The 21,410-nt window shown below is 40.4% G+C and carries 22 protein-coding genes; 9 read left to right on the forward strand and 13 right to left on the reverse strand.

From position 1 onward, the window contains the following. Positions 1-11: 11 nt before the first annotated feature. Positions 12-224: a hypothetical protein gene (locus VB733_RS20475; RefSeq protein WP_323341907.1), complete on the reverse strand. Its 213-nt coding sequence runs from the start codon at positions 222-224 to the stop codon at positions 12-14. A gap of 139 nt (positions 225-363) precedes the next feature. On the opposite strand from VB733_RS20475, the gene VB733_RS20480 reads away from it, so the two are divergent. Further along, positions 364-4,098 (forward strand): hypothetical protein, encoded by a 3,735-nt coding sequence (locus tag VB733_RS20480; protein WP_323341908.1) that lies wholly within the window; start codon positions 364-366, stop codon positions 4,096-4,098. Between the two features lie 102 nt (positions 4,099-4,200). On the opposite strand, the gene VB733_RS20485 is transcribed toward VB733_RS20480, so the two are convergent. Next, positions 4,201-5,208, reverse strand: coding sequence for an NAD(P)-dependent alcohol dehydrogenase (locus tag VB733_RS20485; RefSeq protein WP_323341909.1), 1,008 nt, complete (start codon positions 5,206-5,208; stop codon positions 4,201-4,203). A gap of 298 nt (positions 5,209-5,506) precedes the next feature. On the opposite strand from VB733_RS20485, the gene VB733_RS20490 reads away from it, so the two are divergent. Both VB733_RS20490 and VB733_RS20495 read left to right on the forward strand, forming a co-directional pair. Continuing rightward, positions 5,507-6,088, forward strand: coding sequence for a Crp/Fnr family transcriptional regulator (locus tag VB733_RS20490; protein ID WP_096614759.1), 582 nt, complete (start codon positions 5,507-5,509; stop codon positions 6,086-6,088). Positions 6,089-6,160: 72 nt separating this feature from the next. Next, entirely contained in the window at positions 6,161-6,574 is a 414-nt protein-coding gene (locus VB733_RS20495; RefSeq protein ID WP_323341910.1) for an ester cyclase, read from the forward strand. Between the two features lie 371 nt (positions 6,575-6,945). On the opposite strand, the gene VB733_RS20500 is transcribed toward VB733_RS20495, so the two are convergent. Next, complete coding sequence (locus VB733_RS20500; RefSeq protein ID WP_323341911.1) at positions 6,946-7,896, reverse strand: winged helix-turn-helix domain-containing protein; 951 nt, start codon at positions 7,894-7,896, stop codon at positions 6,946-6,948. Between the two features lie 459 nt (positions 7,897-8,355). On the opposite strand from VB733_RS20500, the gene VB733_RS20505 reads away from it, so the two are divergent. Continuing rightward, positions 8,356-9,213 carry a GNAT family N-acetyltransferase gene (locus VB733_RS20505; RefSeq protein WP_323341912.1) on the forward strand — a complete coding sequence of 286 codons (858 nt, stop codon included), beginning with the start codon at positions 8,356-8,358 and terminating at the stop codon, positions 9,211-9,213. A gap of 128 nt (positions 9,214-9,341) precedes the next feature. Continuing rightward, on the forward strand, positions 9,342-10,763 hold the full coding sequence (locus VB733_RS20510; protein WP_323341913.1) for a DUF3370 domain-containing protein: 1,422 nt from the start codon (positions 9,342-9,344) through the stop codon (positions 10,761-10,763). A gap of 4 nt (positions 10,764-10,767) precedes the next feature. Here VB733_RS20510 and VB733_RS20515 read toward each other — a convergent pair whose 3' ends face one another. Further along, on the reverse strand, positions 10,768-13,014 hold the full coding sequence (locus VB733_RS20515) for an ATP-dependent RecD-like DNA helicase (protein WP_323341914.1): 2,247 nt from the start codon (positions 13,012-13,014) through the stop codon (positions 10,768-10,770). Between the two features lie 188 nt (positions 13,015-13,202). Here VB733_RS20515 and VB733_RS20520 point away from each other — a divergent pair, with 188 nt between their 5' ends. Further along, the gene (locus tag VB733_RS20520) at positions 13,203-13,682 is read left to right on the forward strand and encodes a hypothetical protein (protein WP_323341915.1); all 480 of its coding nucleotides are present in this window, start codon (positions 13,203-13,205) and stop codon (positions 13,680-13,682) included. A gap of 185 nt (positions 13,683-13,867) precedes the next feature. Here VB733_RS20520 and VB733_RS20525 read toward each other — a convergent pair whose 3' ends face one another. The 7 genes from VB733_RS20525 to VB733_RS20555 form a co-directional block, all read right to left on the reverse strand. Beyond that, positions 13,868-14,008, reverse strand: a complete 141-nt coding sequence (locus tag VB733_RS20525; RefSeq protein ID WP_323341916.1) for a hypothetical protein — start codon at positions 14,006-14,008, stop codon at positions 13,868-13,870. Then, positions 14,008-14,340 carry a hypothetical protein gene (locus VB733_RS20530; RefSeq protein ID WP_323341928.1) on the reverse strand — a complete coding sequence of 111 codons (333 nt, stop codon included), beginning with the start codon at positions 14,338-14,340 and terminating at the stop codon, positions 14,008-14,010. The genes VB733_RS20525 and VB733_RS20530 overlap by 1 nt, the downstream gene beginning before the upstream one ends. A 100-nt stretch (positions 14,341-14,440) precedes the next feature. Next, positions 14,441-15,178, reverse strand: a complete 738-nt coding sequence (locus tag VB733_RS20535; protein WP_323341917.1) for a hypothetical protein — start codon at positions 15,176-15,178, stop codon at positions 14,441-14,443. 133 nt (positions 15,179-15,311) lie between these two features. Continuing rightward, positions 15,312-15,701: a hypothetical protein gene (locus VB733_RS20540; RefSeq protein ID WP_323341918.1), complete on the reverse strand. Its 390-nt coding sequence runs from the start codon at positions 15,699-15,701 to the stop codon at positions 15,312-15,314. 48 nt (positions 15,702-15,749) lie between these two features. After that, positions 15,750-15,995: a Pb-reticulocyte-binding protein gene (locus tag VB733_RS20545; RefSeq protein WP_323341919.1), complete on the reverse strand. Its 246-nt coding sequence runs from the start codon at positions 15,993-15,995 to the stop codon at positions 15,750-15,752. A gap of 34 nt (positions 15,996-16,029) precedes the next feature. Further along, positions 16,030-16,392, reverse strand: coding sequence for a DUF6876 family protein (locus tag VB733_RS20550; protein WP_323341920.1), 363 nt, complete (start codon positions 16,390-16,392; stop codon positions 16,030-16,032). Positions 16,393-16,526: 134 nt separating this feature from the next. Then, entirely contained in the window at positions 16,527-16,784 is a 258-nt protein-coding gene (locus tag VB733_RS20555) for a hypothetical protein (protein ID WP_323341921.1), read from the reverse strand. Positions 16,785-17,276: 492 nt separating this feature from the next. Between VB733_RS20555 and VB733_RS20560 the strand changes: the two genes are divergently transcribed. After that, the gene (locus VB733_RS20560; RefSeq protein WP_323341922.1) at positions 17,277-18,014 is read left to right on the forward strand and encodes a class I SAM-dependent methyltransferase; all 738 of its coding nucleotides are present in this window, start codon (positions 17,277-17,279) and stop codon (positions 18,012-18,014) included. Between the two features lie 594 nt (positions 18,015-18,608). Here VB733_RS20560 and VB733_RS20565 read toward each other — a convergent pair. Then, on the reverse strand, positions 18,609-18,740 hold the full coding sequence (locus VB733_RS20565) for a hypothetical protein (RefSeq protein ID WP_323341923.1): 132 nt from the start codon (positions 18,738-18,740) through the stop codon (positions 18,609-18,611). Positions 18,741-18,744: 4 nt separating this feature from the next. Next, a complete protein-coding gene (locus VB733_RS20570) occupies positions 18,745-18,918 on the reverse strand; it encodes a hypothetical protein (RefSeq protein WP_323341924.1) in 174 nt (57 codons plus the stop codon). A gap of 265 nt (positions 18,919-19,183) precedes the next feature. Here VB733_RS20570 and VB733_RS20575 point away from each other — a divergent pair, with 265 nt between their 5' ends. After that, the gene (locus VB733_RS20575) at positions 19,184-19,447 is read left to right on the forward strand and encodes a hypothetical protein (RefSeq protein ID WP_323341925.1); all 264 of its coding nucleotides are present in this window, start codon (positions 19,184-19,186) and stop codon (positions 19,445-19,447) included. Positions 19,448-19,573: 126 nt separating this feature from the next. Then, on the forward strand, positions 19,574-20,995 hold the full coding sequence (locus VB733_RS20580) for a hypothetical protein (RefSeq protein ID WP_323341926.1): 1,422 nt from the start codon (positions 19,574-19,576) through the stop codon (positions 20,993-20,995). Positions 20,996-21,410 lie beyond the last annotated feature (415 nt).

The raw sequence follows: 21,410 nt of genomic DNA on the forward strand, positions 1-21,410 counted from the left end.
AATTGCCTAAATCAAAAAGGAATACCTTCCGAGTAGTCAACAGGATTATCCCGAATCATTTGTTCAATTTTGGCAAGTTCTATTTTCCATTCTTCTTCTGAAGGGTCATAAAAATCATCATAATTAGCATAACCTTCGCTGAGAAGTTCATCCACAGTCATCGATGAAACGACTTGGTATCGGCTTGTTGTTGGCTGAGGTTTTGTTATGGATTCAGATGACATAATTCCACCTTGGCATTTGATAACAAACTTTATTGTAGTTCTTTTTTACTAATCAAGAAAGTATTCAGAATCCAGAAGTCAGAATAGCCCATATATATTCAACCAACTAAATCAAAATTCTTACTCCTGCCTCTTTATCATGGTATTACGACTCAATCACTTCGATACCAAAACCAAACAGGAAACGGGAATAGAAGAAAAACTCGAAAATACCTTGGCTGAATATCTCTTTCCTGGTGTGGAGTTTAGTATTGGCACTGCCTATCCAGAAGCAACCATTCCCGAAGATTTACAGGAATACAACGGGAAAACTCTACAATTTAGTGCAGGGAAAAGGATGTTTTTTGCTAGCGATTCGACTATTCGCGAAAAGCTTTACCCCAATCGCTCTGATGGTGCAGCTTATCCCTTACCTTTTACACCTTGTCGTAGTTTTCACGAATTAAACAATGTCAGAATTTTGGTTATTGATGATGTGACGGGGGAGAATGGAGGTATCATTGCCAATGCGGATGCGAGAAAATTAGTTGGTGATTGCAAGGGATTAATTGATCGCAATTTCGCACTTTCCAATAATATAGATGAGCGTGCATTTCAGTTCCGACTTGGTATTAAACCCCAAGCTGAAAGTCGGGTTATGCGGATTGCTAAGGGTACACTTGCTCCCGCACAACTCGAACGGCTTGGGGAATCAAGTTTTCGTATGGGTGGCAAGGTTCGAGATGGCACTTTACGCTCCAGATTTGGCTACGATTTAGTTTTGGCAACGTCATCTTTTAAAGGCAGGAAGGGAGATGATGCAATAAAACCTGGGGAATATTTGCTCTCAATTGGATTAGGTGTAAAAGCATTGGCTTTGTATCGAGAACATAGTTTGGGAACCCAGATTTTAGTAAATTATCCTTCATCCGTAAACAATGAAATCTTACCCATAATTAAACAGCAAGCCGAACAATTAGCTAGCGACCAAAAAGATATTAGAAAATTAGCCCAGCGATATATAGAAACCTACGAACGACGCAAAGCTGTACTAGCAAAAAACCAAGAAATTGAGCCGAATTTACAAGCAGACATTGATAAATGTGTTGTTTTCGATAATTTAGATTCTGGTGGAGAGATTGAAGAGGCTCAAAACAGTGATAATTTAGCAGCATCTCAGAAAGATTTATTGCTGTATTCGCTAGTAAAAGCTGATTTAGATAATTACTGTCAGTTACTAGAACATCCCAAAATTGTTGTCGAACTCCAGGATTTTGCGAGAAAACAATGGGTAGAAATTGCCACGGGTCGATCGATTAAATTTACTTCCGGTTTAGCACAACCAAGTTTGGATTTGCAGCACGATGAAATTAGTATTCCTTTTTTAAAAGAAGGGGAAGAAATCATTGTTACCCGCTCCCCATTGATTAATTGCAATGGGGTAATTACTTTGAGAAATAAATATCTTCCAGAAATATTGGATGGCTGTGTTTATATTCATCCCAAAACTGCTATGGATAACATGCAATGCGATTTTGATGGAGATTTATTGGCTTTTGCTCCCAGTCGGAAATTTCCCCATCTGGCTTTGGAAGTAAAAGAGCGGAATTTACCAGAAAATCGCTATCCCGACATTATCAAGAAGGAAAAGGTGGCTTATCAAGGTAGTTTCGAGCAGATAGCTATCTCGGCGATGGAGAATAAAATTGGCATTATAGCCAACGAAATCCAGAAAAATGTAGCCTTGCAATGTGAAATTTGTGCAATGCCGAAATTGGGTAAACTTGATTATTTGAAACAGATATCCCAGCATTTCTATCGGATATTACAGAAACAGCAACAAGGAAAATTACAAATTCCAGAGCAGATGTTGGAAGAAATTAAACAAGTTATCTCTATCAACCTAAATTCAAGTTATCCAGCACAAGTCGAGCAAAAATTACATAAAGTCAAAGCCATATTAAAAGATTGCGTAGCCTTTCTTGGTAATGAACTACAAGTAGCAGCAGATGGTGCAAAAAGTGCCCTACGTCCCGATGATGAAATTCTTAAATATTGCCAAGCAATTACCAATTATAAAGAACTTGAATGGTTATATGATAAGAAAAATCCCGAAGCTTTTACCAATCGAGGGATGAAAAGTAATGGCTACAGTCCCATCGATTTAATGATTCGGCAAACGAACGAAATATTTGAGCAACATCAAATTTCGGCTAGACCGATCGAACAATTTAGAAAACTTTATCCTGACATTGGATTTAGTTCGGAGCAAAGGCAATTCGCTCAAGAAATCAAAGATAAATATAATTCTCAGGTTCGGGAACGCATTCAACTAGAGGAACAACAAAAGGTTGAACCAGGACCATATTTAACGATTACTTCCTCAGCAAGTGGAAAACAATTAAAAATTACTAATTTAATAAAATTTGCGGCGGCGAGAAATTCTAATTTTTGGCGAACGCAATACTTAGATATCCGCATAGAAGCAAGACAGCCAATACCACAAATACCCCACACCCTATTCGCAGTTGCCCAATTTAAGGATGGTACAAAAGTTAAAAATATTCCAATTGGTACAGTTAGCAGCGACTCTGTTAAGGAACATAATATTAAACCGGGAATGTCGATGCAGCAGGGGAAAGTCGAGTTTCATTTTGGAATTAGCGATGGGATGATTGATGCTTTGAAACAGCAAACCAGGGAATTTGTTGAATCAATCCGCGAGGAAATACCCATCGAGGAGAAAGCGCAACTTGCAGCTGCAATTCATGATGTTAGCCATACTGGGGAGAGTAAAAATTATTCTGGTTTGAAAAGAGCGGGGGTTGCGTTTGCTGTTTTCTGTGAAGAAGCGATCGCCCAACTCAAAAACCTTCAATTTACCGAGATGCGGGTAATTGGAACCCAGTTTAATGAGTGTGCTGGTAGAAATTTCGCTGGGGAAAAAGTTGCGATTAGGTTTGAGGATGCTGCTAACCCTCGCGAACCAGAGAAAACCGCTCGTTGGGTGATAGTGGAAGGGAAAAAATTGGGAATTGTTGATGCGCGATCGCCCCACTTACTCCCTGGATACGAAGCTATTGCGAGTATTACTTCTTCCCCCAGCACCTGTGTGATTGTCACCAGTTTAAAAAATCCCGAAAACAAAATACAAATTGACCAAATTAACCGATACGCTTTCGCTAATTGCAATTGGCAAGGCGAGCAAGCGAGTATTACTTTAGACCTGCAACAACTCAACTCCCAAAAAACACCAGTTGTTCTTGCAAAAATTGGAAATCAAGTTTTGGGAGTTTTAAGCAAAAAATCCGTCGATTTCCTCAATCAACAACTTGCTGTTAAAGGGAGAATAATCCAGGGATTAACAATTACGGGGACTGTTAACAAGGCTCCTCCCAGTTATGTGGATATTACCATCGACCCAGATAGCGTTAAATTTCCCGAGTCTGAATCATCGAATGTTGCGACTGTGGCAATTATTACCGGGGTTGTGGAAGCAAAATATCAAGCCAGAACAGAGCAAGTTTTGCAGCATATGGTTGAACGTACGATCGCTCGTGCTGTAGAAAATGGTTTCGATAAAATACGGTTTGTTGATATTTCTCCAAATCCCACACCACAGATACAGGAAAAATTGCAGCAAATTGGAGGAGAGCGGAAGGATATTGAGGTTGAGTTTGTTGGTGCAAAGTCACCGAAAGAAGGGATGAAATTATTGACGAAACCGTCAGATATTATTCTGGGTATTAAAACAGCAGAAACAATTGGAGTGATTGAATTTGTTGCTAGTCGGGGAAAAGGAATCGCTACCTACATTCCCGAAACAGCAAGGTTTGATCGACAGAATTTATCTGTAATATCAAAAACCACCCGAGATTTACAAATCGATCAATAACTTGTAGTTAGATATTGCCTACCGAACGGCAAAATTTGCCTATCGGAGACAGTGAAGTTTTACTGTACTTTTGAGGGGAAATGAGACGCATTAATTGCAAAGTTACCCATAAATACTAATTGCGACTTTCCCCCGTACTTGACGCTGTTCCAAATGGTGGATTGCTACTGGAACTTCGCTCAAAGGATAAACCCGATCAACATAGGGACGGATTTTTCCAGCCTCGATCGCGTCTTTTAAGACAATTAAATCTTGTTGGTTGGGTTTGCAAGCCAGAAACTTGATTTTGCGATCACCGATTTTAGAAGTAACCAAATCGAGAAACATGGCTTGAAATAATCGCGTCATCGAACCACCGACTACAACCAGAGTACCTGGAGTTTTCAAGAACGGGAAATAATCGAACGGTGAATTGTAGGCAGCATTATCGAGTATCAAATTGTAATAGTGCTGTTTTAATTGGGATTTCATCTCCGCACGAGTGCAAACGCGATCCGCTCCAAGCGACTTCACCATTTTGACTTTGTTCGCACTGCATACACCTGTCACCTCAGCCCCAAAAGCCTTGGCAATCTGAACTGCAAACGACCCCACCCCACCGGAAGCCCCATTTATCAATACCTTTTGTCCTGGCTGAATTTGTCCCACATCTCGCAGTCCTTGGAGTGCTGTCACCGCAGAAACGGGAACTGTTGCAGCCTCTTCAAAACTCAAATTATTTGGCTTGAGCGCGATCGCTGTTTCGGGAGCGCAGACATATTCGGCAAAGGCACCAAAACCCGATTCCGAGACATCACCAAACACCAAATCTCCCGCCTGAAACTGGGTCACATTCTTCCCCACAGCTACCACTTCCCCCGCAACGTCGCAACCCAGGATTTTAGTTTGAGGCTTGCGTAACCCTCCATAAATAAAGTGAATAAAAAACGGTTGACCCCGCATCAAATGCCAATCTCCAGCATGGACGGCAGCACCATGAACTTTAACTAGTACGGTGTTATCAGATACAACTGGTCGATCTACCTCGTCCATTTTCAACACATCGGGAGAACCATATTCATACTGGGCGATCGCTTTCATTTTTACGACTGTTCGATCAGGATTTTTCATTGGTTCCTCCCGTGAAGGGTAATTATAGATCAAAATTCGGTATAACATCCGAAACAGGGGTTTAAAAAAGAAGTTGTCCGTATAATTACGAAAGAAGCTACTTGTAGTGGTTGATATATCGGGATAAAAAAAGGTTATACGGAATTTTTCCGTACAATAAGTAGTTATGCGGCTTAAATTATGAGTGAGTGCAGCAGTTTGAAAGTTATCGATGAGACAATCAGTACCAAGTAAACTCTGAGATAGTCGTGGGAAAATAAGAAGCAGACTAGCGACGAAAACTCAGGTCAAACTTTAAATGTATCAACTGCTACACTCATTCATCCAGCAGCTTTTTCCACAAAGCCGAGTTGACGCGGCACTGATTGAACCTCTGCTTGAGTTGAAGCGGGTGCTGAAAGGAGACTTTCTATTTCGAGAAGGTGATATCTGTCATTTCGTTGGGTTGACAGTAAGCGGTTGCTTGAGGAGCTTTTTTCTTAAAGACGGCAAAGAACTGACCTTATTTTTTCATCCTGAGCATTCTACTCTAGGAGATTATGAAAGTTTTCGACGGCAAACCCCTGCTTATTTTTCCTGTCAGGCGATCGAAGACTCAGAGGTACTCATCTTAAATTTGCAGGTCATCGAAATTCTGGAAACCATGCCAGATGGTCAGAAATTGCTAAGGCTTGTGGTGGAAGATTTGGCTTTCCAGTTGCGCGATCGCCTACTTTCTCTTTATCGGGATTCCCCTGAGCAGCGTTATCTCAATTTCCTGAAAAGCGACCCCAAACTTTTGCAACGGATTCCACAGCACTACATCGCATCGCATTTAGGAATTGAACCAGAATCTCTAAGCCGATTGAAACGGAGGGTGCAGGAAAAGAGGGCAACTTAACCCAAGTCAATGCGTGTTATTGCTCTGCACAGTAAAGTTACTGGAAATACACTTCCGTTGCACAGGAACACTATGTCGCTAGAGCAAAACAAAGCAATTGTTCTCAAATTCTATGAAGTCTTTGACTCAAAAGATGTTGAGCGAGGACGAGAATTGATGTCTACTAATATTGTGGGGCGTGGCATGGGAACGGACATTCTCAATGGCTATGATGAGTTCATGCAGTATGGAACGATGATGTTTTCTGCATTTCCAGATGGTCGCCATCTTCTGGAAGAAGTCATTGCTGAAGCTGATAAAGTCGTCACTCGTGGTATCTTCACGGGAACGCATCAAGGAGAGTTAATGGGCATTCCACCCACAGGCAAACAGGTCAAGTTTTCAGTCGTTCACATTGATCGGGTTGTAGACGGGAAAATTGTAGAGCATTGGGGGCAGGGCGATACCTTTGCAATGATGCAGCAGTTAGGTGTAGTTTCAGGGTAAGCTCAATGTCGTAGAAGTATACGCTGCATAACAATCCGCTTACACACCGACCGTATAGGATTGGCTGGTTGAGTCCGACAAGTTACTAGCAGAGGGTGAAGCGGAACGTTAATCTAGCCATTGAGCAAAATACCCGAAATTCTTTTAGTATCAACTTTTTGCACAACATCACCCGTCAAATTTTTGCAGTGTAGGAGTTTTGCTTTTGTTTGTTTTTAATCAATTAGCGATCGCACGCCTCAAAGTCAATATTGAAACACCGAGTGATCGCACAGCCAAGAACCACTAAGCCGAGAGAAGTTCTAGTTTTTATATTTCCAATTCCTTCAATGCCCGAGCAACTTTGATCGACTGCGATTCTAATTTCGCTATTAATTGGGAATTGGATGCTCCTGCATCATTTCGCTAATTTTTACAGCTTTACCGTCTGGTGTATAAACAAATCCTCCCGACATTGCCAGTACTATACGCTCTTTTCTAGCCCATTCAAACCATGCTTTTACGTCTGTATTTATTGTATTTTTCGGCTTTTCGCCGCTTTTACAACTGTTGATAAATAAGCCTGTGGGATTGTTACACCATCCCTCGTTTACTGCTTCTTTGACACGAGCGATCGCACTCTCTACATTCTCCCAATATTTCTTAATCACCCCCAAACAAGGGTCTGGGTTGATACGCAATCTTTTCAACTCAGTGCATACTTCCCTAATTTCTGTTTGATCTGGTTTATTCAAAGTCGTATCGATTTCGTTTTCTTCGATTTCGCCCCCGGAAAAATTGTCCTCATGACTATCTTCAAAGCCGATCAAGTTAACTGATTCTATTCCTTGAACGTAGTGATTAATCTGGGGTAGCTCATCATCAACTTCTTTTTTTTCTTCCACATCAGCAAAGTGTTGTTGAGGAGAGTTTTCTTTTGAAGGGTACTCTTTGATATCATCTGTCAATTTTGAACAGGTCGAATTGTTCAATGCGATCGCATGGATATGTTCATTTTGGAAAAGTGCTTGCACTGTCTCAATTTGGAGCGTGTACCAATTTGCTTGGTAATAAGTTTTTACAGAAAGTCGATCGACAGCGATTAACCCCAGTTGTTTGAGCTTTTTGATGACTCTGCGAACCGTACTTATGGATAATTGCAATTCTTCCGACCATTGTTGATACGTCTTCCAAAACCATTTAATTCCATCAACGATTTTTCCACCATTTACATTCATCCAGTAATATATTTGCTGCAAACAAATAGCTTCATTTCGACCTATTTTTGCTGCTACTTCTGTTGAGTAGAGCAAGTGCCGTCCATCATGTAGAAGTTTACTCATTGCTCAATTTCCTACATTATTTCGTTACTTTTTGCTTGAAATAATTGATATTGCAACTTTTGGACGATGTTGTCCAAACGGGAGTATGGCGATTGAGTTTTTGCGAATGACCGCAAAAAGTATTATTTTGACTGGTTTATAAGTCGAGCTAATTTGTGAATATTGGACTTATGAGAAAATCCATAATTCTTATTGATTCGGAAAATCTTTTGGAAGAACTTTGAATCAATTTGCAAGGTGACTAATTAGCTTTTTTCGGATAGTTTTCGATTTTTTGTGTAGCTAAAATCTCAGATAAATCTATTCTTTTTCTACCCTAACAGATGATTATATTTTTGACTGTACATTTCCTTAAATTTACAGAAACTCATTTAGAGATAATGCTTTAATTCGTTTTATAATCAAACTTTGAGGCAAAGTTAAAAAGTCGGAATAGTTTCAAATAAAAGCAATACCTCAATGACTGAAATTCATATTTTACAATCCGGTGACGAAGCGATTCTCGAAGCTTTTCTCATCAAACATGCGACAAGCTCGATGTTTTTGCGATCAAACTTATGTGCGGTTGGGTTGAAGAATAATGGTCAACCATTTCAGGGGAAATATGCTGCGGCGATCGCAGATGGGCAAATAGTTGCGGTTGCGGCTCATTATTGGAATGGCATGATAATTCTCCAAGCACCCGCACATTTGGAAAGTGTTGTGACGAGTTGCTTGGAGTTGGAAAAACGAGGTATTTTTGGAATTACTGGTCCTGCGAAACAGGTTGAGGATGCAAGTAAAATATTGGGATTGGAGAGACAACAGTTTCGGATTGCCGAACGAGAAATCATGTTTTCTTTGGAATTGTCTAATCTAACAGTGCCGATGGCATTGGTAACTGGAAATTTGGAGTGTCGCTTTCCAATCCCCAGCGAATTAGAATTACTGGCTGAGTGGAGTGTCGCGTATCAGGTGGAGGCTCTGGGACAACTTGATACTCCAGAATTACGAGCCAAGTCTCATCAAACTTTGGAGAAACGGCAAGCAGATAAGTCGCATTTTTGCTTGGTTCGCAGACAAACCCCCGTCGCTTACTGCACCTTTAATGCTCGATTACCCGATATCGTCCAGATTGGGGGAGTTTGGACACCTCCGGAATTACGGGGTAATGGTTACGCAAAATCTGTGGTTGCGGGAGCGTTGGTGTATGCTCGTTTGCAAGGTGTGAAGCGAGCAGTGTTATTTACCAGTCCCAATAATATTCCAGCCCAATCTGCATATCGAGCTATTGGGTTTCAGCCAACTGGGGAAGAATATGGTTTATTTTTGTTGTAGGTTCGATTAATTTCCAAAGAAAGGGGTGATTTAGTTGCGTTGGGAGCAATTCGCGCAACCGCATCTTCATCAAAAGTCTTATTCTATACAAAGTAACTGCTTTGTTCCTAGCAAATCTAATTTGATTTATGCGATCGCTCAAACCACAAGTAACACTATTTTTACCAATCAGCTTAACCCTGTTGGGATTGGGAGTTCACCAAAGATTACGTACCCCAGCCCAAGCACCAGCGAACCTAACACCAAAACCAACACCGCAGGAAATTATCCAACTGGGAGAAATACGGGCTTTACCCGGTAAGCTAAATACAATTCCTGTTTTCAATAGCAACAGTCCTGAATGGATTAAAAATGAGGGAATTTTGCTCTCTACATTTCCTCCCACTGGCAAAAAATTCTCCTCACCCCACTTAAATTATCCATTTCAAGGACGTTTCGATCTATTTGCCCATCACTACACCCACACTCCCAAGGACTTGCAAACCCTATATATCGGGGTGATGTTGCACAACCCAGGTAGAAAATCTGTGACGGTGAATCTGCTCCAAGGGGCAAGCTATTTGATGACGGAAGCGCCATTTGTGACATTGCCGCCCTATATTGAGAATGATGATGGTAAAGCCTTTTCGGGACCCGGAGCCAGAGCAGTTGCGGATGTTTTACGAGGTGTGCGTCAACCTGATTTCCCCGCAAAATTGGTAATTGCCCCGGGACAAACCCGTATGTTGCTGAATCATCCCATTCCCGTGCGCGGTTTGGAAAAACCCGTAAATGGTCGCTCGAGTTTTTTCCGATTGGAAAGTAGCGGGAAAATATACATTGCGAGTTTGGCAATGTTTGCCAAGAAAAATCCAGACAATCGCGAGCGCCAACCAAATTTGGGTGAATGGCAAGCATTGCTCAACAACGGTAATTTTGCCGGACCTCGCGATAAAATACCCACACCTCCCGATGCTGTGGGTGGTCAGTTAATTTATGGTCGTGTCGCGGGTGTTTCCCAAGGTTCCCAATGGCAAGCGGTACTGGCAGATAATCTCGGAGGCACTAAACCCCAATTAAAGATTCCCCAACCGGGGAGGGCTATTTCTTATGGATTGGTAACTCTACGCGGTGGTAGGTTAGGAACCGAGCAAAACCAGACAGCCAAAATGTTAGTCCGCTATGCCGATACAGCATACGAAGCTCACGGCAATTATGGGATCGAGTATGAATTGACTTTACCTTTGCAAAATAGCTCCAAACAAACTCAAACCGTGAGCGTCACCTTGGAAACACCCCTGAAGGAAGATAAGTTATCCCGAGGTGGAATCCGTTTTCGCAAACCATCATTAGATTTTCCCTTTTTCCGAGGCACCGTGAGGGTCAAGTATGTGGATGATAGGGGCAAGCAAATAATTCGCTATGTACATTTGTGGCATCGCACAGGCCAAATTTTAGAACCGTTGGTCAAGTTAAAAATGCCTGCCAATAGCAATCGTCAAGTACAGGTTGATGTTATTTACCCTCCCGATTCTACACCTCCCCATGTTGTCAGCGTGAGAACTTTGTAGAAATTCAAGCGATCGCAGAAATTTGAGCCAATCTTTCTTGCAATTGGGTATACCGCTCCTTCTGGTTAACCGACCTTACAGCCATACCGATCGCCTTTTTGGAACCTACAATTATCGCCAATCTCTTCGCACGAGTTAACCCTGTGTAAATCAAATTCCGCGACAGAAGCATGAAATGCTGGGTATAAATCGGCATAATTACCACCGGATATTCCGAACCCTGAGATTTGTGGATTGTGACACTCCAAGCTAAAGCCAACTCATTCAAATCCGCGTAATCGTAGGTCACGTCCCTATCCTGATACTGAACGATAACTTCCTGCTCCTCCGTATCAATTTTGGTAATAAATCCCACATCTCCGTTAAAGACCTCGCGGTTGTAATCGTTGGTTAATTGAATCACACGATCGCCCACCCGAAAAATCACTCCACCTCTGGTCACTTCGACTTTCTCCGAACTTGGAGGATTAATCAATTGCTGCAACACGTTGTTTAAATTGCGCGTCCCCACCAATCCCCTCGTCATCGGTGCTAAAACTTGTATATCAGTTGCAGGATTAAAGCCTAACTTAGGAACGAAGTCTGTAATCAACTCAGCGATCGCTTGTACCCCGTGTTCCGGTTGTTGTCCTCCACCATGCCACAAACAATCGGATTTGGGAGTATCGGAAATCGGTTCCATACTTGGATAATGCCCCAGGTTGATTTGGTGAGCATTGCGAATAATCGCACTTGTCTGGGCTTGCCGGAATATCTGCGTTAACCGCACCACGGGTACTTTTTCCGAATTTATCAAATCTGCCAATATTTTACCCGGTCCAACCGATGGTAATTGGTCGATGTCTCCCACAAACAGAATTTGTCCGTCTTCAGGCACGGCTTTGATTAAACTGTATGCCAAAAACAAATCCAACATACTTGCTTCATCAACAATAATCGCCTTCTGGGGCAATGGATTTTTCATGTCCCGCTTAAACCCCATATTCTTAGGGTCAAATTCCAGTAAGCGATGTACGGTTTTTGCTTCCAATCCCGTCATCTCGGTTAACCGTTGTGCTGCCCTTCCCGTTGGTGCAGCCAGTGCGATCGCTTTTCCCATCGCTTTCCACAGTTGCACAATTGCCCGCACACTAAAGGTTTTCCCTGTTCCGGGTCCACCTGTTAACACCGCAACCTTGGAATATGCAGCCATTTCCACAGCTTCCTGCTGTTGGGGAGAAAGTTCGACTTTGCGACTTTCGGTAAATCTGGTTAACCAGGTGCGAACACGTTCTATATCGGGACTTATCTGATTTTTCAAACGCTGACCGATGAGTAATGCCAAGTTATTCTCAGTGTTGAAAAATGCTGGGTTATAGCAAAGCAAGGTTTTGTCGGGGGCAGATTCGCGAATTAATTCGTCCTGGTAGGACATGGTTTTAATAATTTCTGCGATCGCTTCTTCGGTTGGTTTATGCTCGTTGGTTTTGAGACATTGGGACGCTTTTTCGACTAATTCGGGTTGAGGTAAATAACAATGCCCGTCCTCAGATGCTTCATTTAATACGTGGGTGAGTCCTGAACGATAGCGAAATTCCGAATCTGCTGGTACACCTAGATTACGAGCGATTTGGTCGGCGGTGATAAAGCCAATCCCGTAAATATCAACTGCTAATTGATAAGGGTTATTTGTAACGATTCCAATCGACTTGTCCCCATAATTTTTATAAATCTTGACTGCATAAGTCGTTGATACGCCATGAGTCTGCAAAAATATCATCACCTCTTTGATGGCTTTTTGGGTTTCCCATGCCTTTTTTATCAGTGTGATTCGCTTTCTAGCGATACCGCTTACTTCGTTTAGGCGATCAATTTGATTTTCAATGATATCCAAAGTTTCCAAGCCGAAGTGCGCGACAATACGTTTGGCAGTAACCGGACCAACTCCTTTAATTAAGCCGCTACCTAAATACTTTTCAATACCCGTAATCGTCGCGGGTTTGGTTTCCTTGTAGTTGGTGACTTGAAACTGCAAGCCATATTGAGGGTGTTCACGCCAAAAGCCATTTAGTTGTAGCGTTTGCCCTGGTTGAATACCTGCAAAGTTACCAGCAATTGTGGTTAATTCTGATACTCTTGGGCGCTGTAACCGTGCGATCGTATAACCAGATTCCTCGGAATGGAAAGTCAAACGTTCTACTACTCCCGTAATCGATTCCTGTTTGGGAGTGGCGTTATTTGCTTGCTGGTTGACTTGGTATGAACTGGACATTTTCGCTTGGTTTCGTGGCGCAAATATTATAAATCGATACCCGCGATCGCAGGAATATCAAAACTATTTTAGTATTTATGTACTATAACATTTCTCAATCTGAACTCCCTAAAAATTTTCTGTGCATTTTGTCAGCTAATATAAATTAAGCCATTCCATAAAATATTAACTCTACATTTCAAAGAAATATGAAGAAAATAAAAGAAATTGAAAAATTACTACGCCAAGCTTTACTTGATAATGGAAAAATGGAATATGCACTATTTGAATTTGAATTAGAAGAACATATCGATTATTGGTACAAAGGGTTGAAAAGAGATAAGGAAGAATTAGTATTTGCCGTCACTGAAAATCGAGGCTATGTGGCAATGGTATTAATTACAAAAAAGAAGGATATTTATGTTAACCAAGAGGCAAGAACATTTCTGATGGAACAATGGGAAGGAGAAGTTTACAGAAAGAATATGGAAATATTAATTCCGATGATGTCGAAAGAATTAGCAAATGATATCTTGGCTGTGAATGGTGTCAAGATTGATGCATCTTATTTGGGAAGTATGTTAGCTAAATCTGAAAAAAATACTAAGCAAATGAGTAGATTAGAGAAAATCCTTAAAAACTATCAAGAAAAGCATCAAGGCATATTATCCGATCGAAAGACAGAGTAGCAGTTAAACAATAAAATTAAGATTTTTTAAAATCATTTATAGCTAATTAAAAAAAATATCTCTAAATAAAGATATACTTTCGCCTTATTTGTTCTTTCTAGATAGACTGATTCAATCTAAATTACGTGTCAAAATACTCATAACCTCTCCAGGATTCTCTGTTGGTAACAACGGACTCCAGTATTCTATTTCCGCATATCCAAGCTGTTGTAAAACTTGCATTGTAGTTTCGATTCTTGTACTTGCGGGTAAATGGGTTGAATTTCGGGATGTTGTATTTTTGTAATGCCAATATCACTCACAAAATAACGATATTTTAACTGCATCAAGATTTCTCCTTGTTTTCACAACGGCTTTTGCCAATGAGAAAATTTACTAATCGAAAATATTCTCCTTCCAAGGCATTACTCACTCGGAAATATAATCGAAATGAGCCATCTCCGTATTGTTTTAAATCTGCCTCCCCAAACATTATTTTCTGCTGCTGTAACCATTGAGTAACACTTGTGTGAACTTTGCCACGGGGATACTCCCCGGTGGCAAGATTCACGTGAAACTCTGTCAAAAACAAAGCTGGAAAATAAATCCTTCCTATTTTCTCCCCAGTATATTGATGAGTTAGTACTTGAAATTGCGGTGTACTCAAAACTTCCGCCATAATGTTCGCTCCCGATCGCTTTTTTATAACTATTGCCATGAGGCTAATAATTGAAAAAGGCAGAAACGATTTAACATACTTTCATTCCTGCCTTATCTGGCTAAATTGAATTTGATTTGGATTCCAGATATTTGAGAAAATCGGATACTTTCCAATTCAATCCATGAGCTTTGTCAGCAATATTCGGTTTAGATGATTTCCCATCACACAGGAGACAAGCACTACATTGCACGCGGTCATCTTCTGTGTGTCGGCAAAGTATTTCGTTATCGCTCAATGGTGTATCAGGAGCGATAATTCTAAAAGTTCTCCATCCTAAATTTTGCGATTGTTTCGCATCAGCTTCGGTTTCAACAGAAGCCATGAGATATTTCTGCCACCGGCGATCGCAACTTTTATGCCGATGCGTGTATCCTGTATGCTTATCCGATGCCAAAATAATCGGTTCCCAGACTTCTAACGGTACTGCTGTTGGGTCGCCGTAGGAACCCAATCTAATGGGATAGCGATAGTGTTGTAAAAGTGCTAATTCTTTCTCACTAAATTGAGGATAATTGCCAGCAAGATAGGAGCGATAAATATTATTGGGAGTGAGAAGATTGACGTAGCAACTACCAGTGTTACTCAACTTTAGCGGACAATCACCACAAATCGACCGATCTAAACCATGTTTTGCAGCGTATGTTGGAACATAGTTTTGTGAGAGAATCCACGATTGAATTTGCCTTCCAGTTTTGCGGTTAGACGTAGGGTTAACAAAACCGGTTAATATCAAAACGATGGGAGAGCCATCAATTAAAGATGCACCTTCCCAGACGACATAACCATTTCGTAGCATATTCGTAGTAGATGAATTATTTTGCTGGGGATTGGGATTAAAAGCATATAAATTGAAGCGAAAATATACCTCTAATCAAAATCCTCCAGTATTGATAAATGCCGGAGGATTCTTGGATTTGATTGATTTGGAATTAGTAGTTGGTATTTTCTGTAATTACTTCTGTTTGATTTGTTATGAGATCGCGCTCCATATATTCGCGTCTGCGTTGCCAGGATATATCATGTTCGGCAAGCAAATCTTCTAGAGTTTTACCAAATTTACGGTTGGCATATTCGAGCAATTGTTCGAGCGTAAATCGCTTTTCTTCAACCTTTCCGAAATCGTTAGCAAACCGTTCTTTGAATTCATCCCAACTAAAGGTTTCTTTCAAGCTGCGTTTGGCAACTAACCCACACAGAGAACGAATGGAATAGTAAACTTTGGAATATACACGTTCGGAATAATCGCTAATAGCATACTCTCCCAAAATCGAGTTATCTATGGTTTGGATATTAGTTGTTTGTTGTTTGCGTGTAGCCATAATGATAATCTCACTTAATTCTTCATTTTGCTCTAGGCGTTAGCCTTTTCAAAACCAGGCATTGTCATCACAATCTGCAAATAAATCCGCTCTTTCTCGACAATATTGATAATCAATTTCGAGTTGGCGTAAATCTGTATCCAACATCAGATTTTGCAAATCCTGGATTATATCTCGCACGTGGTTTTCTTCGCTAATACCCGAATAGTAAGTTTTAATAAATCTGTCAGCCTTGGTTATAAATTGTTCGAGATTACTGACAAATGTTTGCTCGTTGCTAATTGCTTGCACCATAATTTTCTCCCAATAATTATCAATTTCATGTAGATTAGTATTCGCTTGGGAGGATGAGAACTTCTTCGGCTAGGTAAAGCTTGATGCGATCAAGTGGAAAATCTGTGTATTCGATTTCTTGGCGTAATACTTCTTGATTCGTATCCCATTCGCAAGTCAAGATTCCAGAATTATTCTCAACTCGTAAATGCCAAATTTGGAATTCTCGTAAGTTGGGATTGGAGAGGAATTGTTTTGTTTGATGGGAGAATATTGCATCGAGTAACCAATAACAATTGGTTTCATCTGCTAGATATTTAATTCCTTCAGTATATTTGAAGCCAAGCCAGTGTTTGTAGAGAACTGTCGAACCAGTAAATTGCTTAAGCTCACTGCTTATTTGTTGCGGTGTTTTCATATTTGATTCGTTGATTTTACAAACTTCACCCTTCAAAAGGCGTGAGCCGTAAAATAAAACTGCTGATAATAAATACCAGCAGTTAAGAAATTTTTATTTATTATGAATTAACAGTTGGAATTTATTGACTTTTTCTACAGTTTTGAGCAAACCAATTCGTCAACTCCTGCTAAATCTTCTTCGGTACATTCTTCGCAAAATCCTTGTGGATAATCCAAAACAACTGTGTAGTTCCAGTTATTTGTGGAGTCATAATCTAATCGTAATCCAGTAACTTGACCTGTCGCCCATTGTTTGCGATCGCAGTTACTTTTAATTGCAACTTGTTCACCAAAAGTATATTTGGGAGCTTTGGTAAATGGGTGAGTGAATGTGATATTTATAGTGTTCATAGGCTGGTTCCATTGACTTCACCCACATGGTTGGCGTTAGCCATCAATAATTTACTATGTTTGCAGAGATATTTGTGAATTTTATGGGTTGCGATCGCTTCTGGTTTGCTTCTACTGATGCAATTGTAATTAATGATAAATACTCACATCTTTATAGGGTTAATCTTGGAAGTTACACCATTTTTTATTATTTAGATATCTTCAGATACCAAATTCCTATTTTTCTCATTTGAAAAGCTTTTTTTGCATATATTGTGGCTATTTAGATGCGTTTACTCTGGGTTTGATTCATTAATTGCTGATTTGCGATCGCATCATGTAGTCAAAAGTTTATCAATCCACACCTATACTAGTATTACAATCCTCAAACCCCTACAACCTCATGAGTAAGTAATGTTCGTCGATTCGTTTTACCCCGAAAACTGATCAAAAATGTGGGTAAAAATGCATCCCTCCTAGTTATTATTAGGATGTAGTTATTTTAGGAACGGCATGGTTCGTTCAGAAGAGTCCAAAAGCATATCCCCTCGTTCCAACGAATTGTTTAACAATCAGTGGGCAACTTATCAAAAAATATTAAACAGCAATTATATGGGACACCGCGAAATTTATAATGCCCTCCATGAATTACTGGTCGATTACTTTCAAAAGCCTTTTACAATACTTGAATTAGGTTGTGGCGATGCCAGCTTCACTACAACCGCTTTATTAAATACATTCGTATTATCTTACAAAGGCATAGACCTTTCTAAACTAGCCCTAGAGATTGCCGCTTCTAATATGGCAAAGATTAAATGCTCTCAAGTCTTTACTGAAGGCGATTTCTCCCAATTGGTTCCGGAACTAGTGAAAAATAGACAGGATACCTTTGATGCCATTCTGATTTCTTTTGCTCTCCATCATTTGAGTACTGAGGAAAAGGACTATATAATTGGTCAGTTGTTGAATCTCTTGTCTACTGACGGTGTTTTTATCCTCATTGATATTTTCCGCAAACAAGAAGAAGACCGAGAATGGTATATTAAACGTTATTTAGAAGAAGTACAAAAAAACTGGTTTTTGCTTACTCCTCAAGAATATTCGATGGTTGAAAGCCATATTTGGTCGAGCGATTTTCCTGAAACACAGGAAACTTTATACTCTATTGCCCAAAAGCACAACTTTAATCGGGTTGAGTGTCTTTATTGCGACTCGCTGGATACTACAAAGTTGTTATGTTTTTACCGATAAAGAAAGTCTTAACAAAATTCTATAAGAAGATACGCTGCAAATGCAGTACTAACGATACAGTCGATTGTTGTCATTATGTCTTGGTGATAGTACCTGGGGGAATATCGCATTTTTAATTTAACGTGAGTTCGACGGATTTAAAACGCTATAAAGCTTGTGAATCAATGGTTTTGGACACTAAGGCTCAAAGACTACCTCAATCATTAGTTGAGAACCAAGTCAATAATTCGCAAATTCAAGGGTTACTGATTCGATTCTCAATAAACTCAGAGTTTTTAGAAACTCTTGGTTATCACACATAATACTGGATAAGAGTTTCAGGCTTTATAACTCATCGAACTCACGTTAATTTACAGTTATGCTTCTAGGAAAACGCAAAAACCCAGCCATCACGACCGGGTTTGAGTTGGGGTAAGTCCCCAAAGTTTTGTTATACAAGTTTGTTATAGTCATTTGTCTGATAATGAATACACCTGCACTGCTACAGGTTCCAGAAAAGTTGAAGATATTGGGTAGAATTTCTTGGGGTAATGAGAAAAACCAAGTGTGATTAAGAAGTTTTCACACAATAAACCGCTCCATCGATATGCCAAGCTAGCTAACTATCCCGCGATCGCTCTTTTCTGGGATGAGGGTTTTTATCTCGTCGCAAGCTGAGTATTCTCCAACCAACAGTAGAGAAAAAGAGTTGATAACTAAAGAAGAACTATCAACCGCGATCACCACTGCTTTAACCCTTTTTTTTCTCAGTTACGAGCTTTTTCTCTTGTTCTAAACACCATACTGCAATTAAATCTTTAGCGACAGCACTCATATCCGTCTCAGTTTGGACACAGAGGGATTTGAAACGGATTTTTAACTCTTTGCCAATTATTAATTTAACTGTATCTTCGCTTTTTGCCATGTCATTTATTTTGACACGGTATCGAGGGAATTGAATCACTATTCCCCTATTCCCCTATTCCCCTATTCCCTTAAATTGATATAATATTTATAGGATTTAAATACTTGTATGCGTATTTTTGGTTTGGAGAATTGAGGATAATTGTCTTGCTGACACCTTCATCCTCTCCTGACAATCAATGCCAAAAACTATAAGTCAATACTTACAGTTTGTCGTATAAATTAAAGTCGGCTGGAGGTGATGGACTAAAAAAGTAACGATATTAATGTTTGAGCCTTTAGAACCGTCGGAGTTTTGTGAAAAATGGATTCCCATAAAACGGAGTAAGAATCCTGGGGAATATGGGTATAGAAAAGAGTCTTGCAAACTCTTGGCTGAACTGACTGGCTATGGTGAAACAACTTGTAATAACTGGTTGTCAACACCTAGCGAGATTCCCCAATTGGTGAGGCTTTACTTGCGCTCTGTAGATATCCTTTGGCAAATTCAACAAATTATTCCTACCCAGGTAAATAATTTTAAACAGTAACTTATTAGTATCACGTATAGGTTATAATTTTAGATAAATTTACTCAAAGCCAAAACCCCCCGCTCAGACTGGTAATCAACACGGAGGGTTTGGTTTCGCCCAAATGAAAAGGGACATACTTCAATTATGAACGCGATCGCCTTCGACGACAATACTCAAAGCATTTATGTACCGTTTGCCTTAGACTACACTTTCGATTATGGTCGCTTTGCCAAACCCGACTTGCAAACCAAGGCTAAATCCACCCTCGGCAACTTCTTTGGCTTTGTTCGCCAGACCTTCGATGGCTTAATTGAGATAGGGCGATCGCTCCAAGATTTCTACTTCGACTGCCTTGCATTTTGCCCGAATGGAAAGAAAGTATTTTCTGAATGGCTTGCTTCACCTGATTTTGGTGCATCACGCTATATCGCCTCCTCTGCGATGGAGATTTATGCTTGGTTTGAGAAATTACCAGCGCGATCGCAAAGACTAATCCGTCAAAATGTCCAAAATTGGAGCGTTTCCGCACTGCGACAATTAACCAAAGTTAGCCACGATTTAGTAAAAGAATTGGTGCGATCAGGTAAGAAAACAGCAGCACAGGTTAAGCAGGAAAGCGGGAGTGAGAGAGCGAGGGAGAAAGGGAATAAACAAGTACCAAGCACAGAAGTAAGTCAAACTCCAGCTTTGCCAACTACGGAATTAGCCCCAGGAATGCGGATTGTCGTCAAGGAAGATAATACGGGTTGGACTGGACACAGTGGAATAATCATGTCCAAACGAGAGGGGGAATTTTGGGTATTGCTTGACCACACAGTCTCCCAAGGGATGGAAGTCAAACACTTGCTCAAACCCCACCAAATCCAGCCGGAAGCCCAACAGCCAGCAAGAAAGGCAAATTCCCAGGAATTGTTTACCGCAGTCGAAGTTGAGCAGAAAATTGCAGATGCGATCGCTCAGTATAACCGCGAAAAAGCTGAGTTAGAACAGGGAAGATTTATCGAAATTAGAGATGCAGCACTGCAAGCGGCAAAACGGGAAATCCAAGCTGCACAGGAATATTCACGCGCGATCGCACTAAAAAACCAAGATTTATCAGCACAATTAGTAGCCAAAGAAGAAGAGGTGCGATCGCTTAAAGTATTGCAAACCAAAAATCAACAACTCGAACAACGAGTCGCGGAATTAGAAAAAGCTCTCGAATATTCCAATTCGCGGACAGATAATTGGGAAAATACCCTCAACAAACAGGCTGCAAGGGTTGTCAATAAAGAACTTGAGAAAACGATCGAGCCTTTGATGCGGGAAGTCGATCGCTTAAATGGTGTACTGTCCCAAAAAGAGAAAGAACTTGTTCAACTGCAAATGAGTAACAATCGAGAATCAGATGCTGTTGTGGCTGAGTTTGGGGAGATTGGAGAAAGGTTTGGTTGGCAAGGTTGGAGCAGTCGCGGGTATCGTGCTGCTAGTGGGATGCTTTGTACTGGGATTGGGGCGATCGCTCAATTTATTAATGATTTGAAAGCTTCTTATCCCAGCCATCAACAACAGGAAATAGCGTTTTAGATTTGCATCAAATTTAGATTTATATCGAATATTGCTATTAATTGAAAATGGCGATTGCGAATCGTCTCATGAAGGAGAATCACTTTGGGATGCCAAAAATACACTCAAAAATAAATTGAAATGCAATGTCAACACTCGGCGTTCGCTCATTTTTGACCCGAAAATTTAATTAACCCTTACAGGGCTTATAATCTAGTCTCCACAAGCAATTCAAGCATTTTTAGCTCAAACAAGGTTTTAGCCATTTTTATGGTTTATACCCCTCTACGTCTTAAATAGATGCTTCTGGAAGCTTAATACAAAAGTAACAAATATTACTTTATATTGGCTGCTTACTTAAAAATAGCCCTTTCCCCTTTGAATTAAGGCTTTAATTCAATTTGGAGTTTAAAAATAAGCGAACGCACAGTCAACA

It is taken from the genome of Calothrix sp. UHCC 0171, assembly GCF_034931845.1.
Classification (GTDB): domain Bacteria; phylum Cyanobacteriota; class Cyanobacteriia; order Cyanobacteriales; family Nostocaceae; genus Brunnivagina.